Source organism: Isoptericola sp. NPDC057391 (assembly GCF_042668085.1).
Lineage (GTDB): Bacteria > Actinomycetota > Actinomycetes > Actinomycetales > Cellulomonadaceae > Isoptericola.
The window spans coordinates 1-4,140 of record NZ_JBHVBO010000265.1 but is presented as its reverse complement, the minus strand read 5'-3'; the positions used below and the strand labels follow the sequence as shown (position 1 = coordinate 4,140).

The following is a 4,140-nucleotide window of genomic DNA, read 5'->3' as shown; positions in this document are numbered from 1 at the left end:
GCGCCGCCCCGCCCGCCGCGCGAGCCGCCGTCCCGGCGCCCGCCGTCGCGACCGCCGCGCTGGCCTCCGCGCTGTCCGTCGCGCGGGCCCGACGAGCTGTGCCGCTTGCCCGTCTCGCCGAGGTCCTCGAGCTCCTCGGCCTCCAGGCCGCCGAGCTGCTGTTTGTCCTTGGGCAGACGGCCCTTGGTGCCCTCGGGGATGCCGAGGTCGGTGAACAGGTGCGGGGAGCTCGAGTACGTCTCGACGGGCTCGGGGAAGCCCAGGTCGAGCGTGCGGTCGATCATCTGCCAGCGCGGGACGTCGTCCCAGTCGACGAACGTGACGGCGGTGCCCTTGTTGCCCGCACGGCCGGTGCGGCCGATGCGGTGCAGGTAGGTGCGCTCGTCCTCGGGGCACTGGTAGTTGACGACGTGCGTGACGTCGTCGACGTCGATGCCGCGGGCCGCGACGTCGGTGGCCACGAGCACGTCGATGTTGCCGTGCCGCAGGGCGCGCAGCGCCTGCTCGCGGGCGCCCTGGCCCAGGTCGCCGTGGATGGCGCCGGCGGCGAAGCCGCGGTCGCGCAGCTCGTCGGACACCTTCGCGGCGGTGCGCTTCGTGCGAGCGAAGACGATCGTGCGGCCGCGGCCCTCGGCCTGCAGCAGGCGCGCGAGCACCTCGACCTTGTCGAGCGCGTGGGCGCGGTAGACGACCTGGCGGGTGTTCTTCACGGTCGCGCCGCCGTCGTCCGGGTCGGCCGCGCGGATGTGCGTCGGCTGCGACATGTAGCGGCGGGCCATCGAGACGACCGGGCCGGGCATCGTCGCGCTGAACAGCATCGTGTGCCGCACCGCGGGCGTGCGGGCGAGGATCTTCTCGACGTCGGGCAGGAAGCCCAGGTCGAGCATCTCGTCCGCCTCGTCCAGCACGACCGTGGCCGCGCGGGTGAGGTTGAGGTGGCCCTGGTTGAGCAGGTCGACCATGCGGCCCGGCGTGCCGACGACGACCTCGACGCCGTGGTTCAGCATCTCGATCTGCGGCTCGTACGCGCGGCCGCCGTAGATCTGCGCGATGCGCACGGAGCGCTTCTTCGACGCCGTGGCGAGGTCGTTCGCGACCTGGACGGCGAGCTCGCGGGTCGGCGCGACGACGAGGGCCTGGGGCTTGCCCGGGGCGGGCAGCTCGTCGAAGCCGGGCTCGCCCGGCGCGACGACGCGGTGCAGCAGCGGCACGCCGAAGCCGAGGGTCTTGCCCGTGCCGGTCTTGGCCTGGCCGATGATGTCGTGCCCCTGCAGCGCCACCGGCAGCGTCATCGCCTGGATGGGGAAGGGGTGGGTGATGCCGGACTCGCGCAGGGCCTCGACGATCTCGGGGCGCACCCCGAAGTCCGCGAAGGACACGTCCTGCGCCTGGATGGCGGCGGGGGTGGAGTAGTCGGGCTCGCCGGCGGCGGGCGTCGTGGGGGCCGCGGTGGCGGCGGGGTCGGTCGTGGTCACGGGTACCTTCGTCTGCTCGTCGGCGCGCGCGAACCGGGCTCCCGATCGTGCCGGAGGTCCGGCGACGGGCCGTGTTCGGGTCGCAAGGAGCGCCGAGGTGGTCGGCAGCCGATCGCGGAAGAACGTCGCTCAGGCCCGCGGGGGTCCCGCCGAGCCGCAGCGGCCGAGTCGATGCATGAAGACCCATAGCGTGACGACCGGGCAACCGAAGTACTCCCCCATGGTACGCGACGGGGGCGCGACACCGAGCGGGACACGGCGGGGACACGGTGGAGACCCGGCGGCGCGACCGGCCGGCGCCCCTATCCTGGGCGCGTGAGCCAGCAGCGAAGCACCCCGGACCCCGCCCTGACGACGCTCGTGGGGCTCGCGGCCTACACGGAGCTGGCCGCGTTCGGGCTGCTCGCGGCCCGGTCGGTGGACGCGCCGGACCTCGCCGCCCGCCAGACGCTCGCGACGGCGGCGGGGGAGTCGCTCGACCGTCAGCAGCGGCTGCTCGGCCTCACCGCCACCGGAGCCGGGGGCGCGGCCGCGGCGATGGCGCCCTTCGACGGTGTGCTCGCGGACTTCGACGCCCGCACGGTGCCGTCGGGCTGGGCGGAGGGGCTGCTCAAGAGCGTCGTGGGGCTCGGCGTCGCGCAGGACCTGTGCCGCGAGCTCGCCGCCGGGCTGCCCGCCGGCGCCACGGCTTTCGTGGCCGCGGTGGGCGAGCCTCGCCGCGACGACCCGGCGACCGCCGTCCTGGCGGCGGCCGCCGCGGCGGACGGCGTGCTCGCCGCCCGCCTGGCGCTGTGGGGGCGGCGCGTCGTCGGCGAGGCGCTGGGGCTCGTGCCCGTGCTGCTCGCGGCGCACCCGCCGCTGGCCGCGCTGGCCGCCCGCGCACGGGAGGTCGCCGACGAAGGCGGCGCGTCCGCGCAGGCGTGGCTCGTGTCGCGGCTCACCGCGGAGCACACGCGCCGGATGGACCGCCTGGGCCTCGCCGCCTGACGCCCGTCAGAGGGCGCCGAAGCCCACCCGGGGCTGCTCGGTGGCGCCCACCTCGACGTAGCCGATCGTGGCGGTCGGGACGAGGATGGTGCGCCCCCGCGAGTCGGTCAGCTCCAGGAGCCCCCCGTCGGCGATCGCGCTGCGCACCGCGGCGGTCACGTCCTCCGCCGTCTGGTCGGTCTCGACGACCAGCTCGCGGGCCAGGTTCTGCACACCGATCGTGATCTCCACGTTGTCTCCTTCGCGAGCCGCGCCGGTCGTGCCGGCGCGCGTCTGTCGGCCGTCTGCCGGCCGCTGTCGATCCCGGTCATCCCGGACGTCCCGAACGATCCTAGCCACGGCCGCGCGCCGCGACCGGCTCGGACGGCGTTTGTCAGCGGAGGGTGAAACTGCCGGTCGCGCGGGGCCCGACGGTCGGGTCGGCGGGGCTGTCGGTGGGGCTGTCGGTGGGGCTGTCGGTGGGGCATGGTCGAATCGGTCCCGTGACGTCAGCCGCCTCTCCCGCCGTGCGCCTCGTGGTGCCGGAGCCTGCCGAGGTCGCGAACGCCGACGTCGTGCTGGACGCGACGCAGGAGGCCGCGGTCGCTGCCTCGCTCGAGGGCGACGTCACGCTCGTGGTCGGCGCGCCGGGCACGGGCCGGACGACGGTCGCGACGACGGCTGCGGTGCGGGCCATGCGCGGCGAGGACGGCGCGCCGGGCATCGACCCGTCGCGCGTGCTGGTGCTTGCGGCGTCGCGCCGGTCGGCGGCGCGGCTGCGGGACGAGGTGACCGCGCGCGCGGGCCGCACCGTCGGGGCGCCGATGGTGCGCACGCCCGCGTCGGCGGCGTTCGCGGTGCTGCGGGCCCGGGCGGCGGCGCACGGCGACGCGGTGCCCACGCTGGTCTCCGGGCCGGAGCAGGACCTGGTGCTGGCCGAGCTGCTCGAGGGCCACCTGTCGGGGGAGGGCACCGACCTCGTGCTGCCGGCGGGGCTGCCGGAGGAGTCGCTCGGCCTGCGCGGGCTGCGCCAGGAGCTGCGCGACCTGCTCATGCGCGCGGCGGAGCGGGGGCTGGGGCCCGTGGAGCTCGACGAGCTCGGCCGGCGGCACGACCGTCCCGAGTGGGTGCTCGCCGCGCAGCTCTACGAGGAGTACCTGGACGTCACGACGCTGCGCCTCGGCACCCCGGACGCCGGCGCCCGGTACGACCCTGCCGGCGTGATCGACGAGGCGGCGCACGCGCTCGCGGGCTGGGACGACGAGCTGCCGGACGTGCCGCGGCCGTCCTGGGACCTCGTCGTCGTGGACGACTACCAGGAGGCGACGGTCGCCACCGCGCGGCTGCTGCACGTGCTGCACGACGCGGGCGCGCGCCTCGTGCTGCTGGCGGACCCGGACTCTGCGGTGCAGGGGTTCCGCGGCGCGTCTCCGGGGCTGGTCGGGCGGGCCGCGGCGCCGGCGCGGGCCGGGGTCGTCGGCGCGTTCGACGCGCGCACCGTCGTGCTGGGCACGGCGTGGCGGCAGCCGGAGGGGCTGCGGGCGGTGACGCGTGCCGTGACGTCGCGCATCGCGACCGTCTCCGGTGCGCTGCACCGCGGCGCCGGCCTGCGGCCGGAGGCCGACGCCGACCCGGGCGCCGTGGACGGCGACGGCCGGGCGAGGGCTGGGGCGTACGACCCGGCCGAGGACGACGGCGC

General features: G+C 76.6%; 4 protein-coding genes. 2 read left to right on the top strand and 2 right to left on the bottom strand.

All coding sequences use genetic code 11. The annotated features are described in order from the left end of the window. Nucleotides 1-1,475, bottom strand: a 1,475-nt coding sequence (locus ACFUVW_RS19925; RefSeq protein WP_430573032.1) for a DEAD/DEAH box helicase, incomplete at its 3' end; no start/stop codon positions are given. A 315-nt stretch (nucleotides 1,476-1,790) separates the two neighbouring features. On the opposite strand from ACFUVW_RS19925, the gene ACFUVW_RS19920 reads away from it, so the two are divergent. Continuing rightward, nucleotides 1,791-2,462: a ferritin-like fold-containing protein gene (locus ACFUVW_RS19920; protein ID WP_430573031.1), complete on the top strand. Its 672-nt coding sequence runs from the start codon at nucleotides 1,791-1,793 to the stop codon at nucleotides 2,460-2,462. Between the two features lie 6 nt (nucleotides 2,463-2,468). Here ACFUVW_RS19920 and ACFUVW_RS19915 read toward each other — a convergent pair whose 3' ends face one another. Beyond that, nucleotides 2,469-2,693 (bottom strand): DUF3107 domain-containing protein, encoded by a 225-nt coding sequence (locus ACFUVW_RS19915; protein ID WP_430573030.1) that lies wholly within the window; start codon nucleotides 2,691-2,693, stop codon nucleotides 2,469-2,471. Nucleotides 2,694-2,944: 251 nt separating this feature from the next. Between ACFUVW_RS19915 and ACFUVW_RS19910 the strand changes: the two genes are divergently transcribed. Next, the coding region (locus ACFUVW_RS19910; protein WP_430573029.1) for a UvrD-helicase domain-containing protein at nucleotides 2,945-4,140 on the top strand (1,196 nt) is incomplete at its 3' end.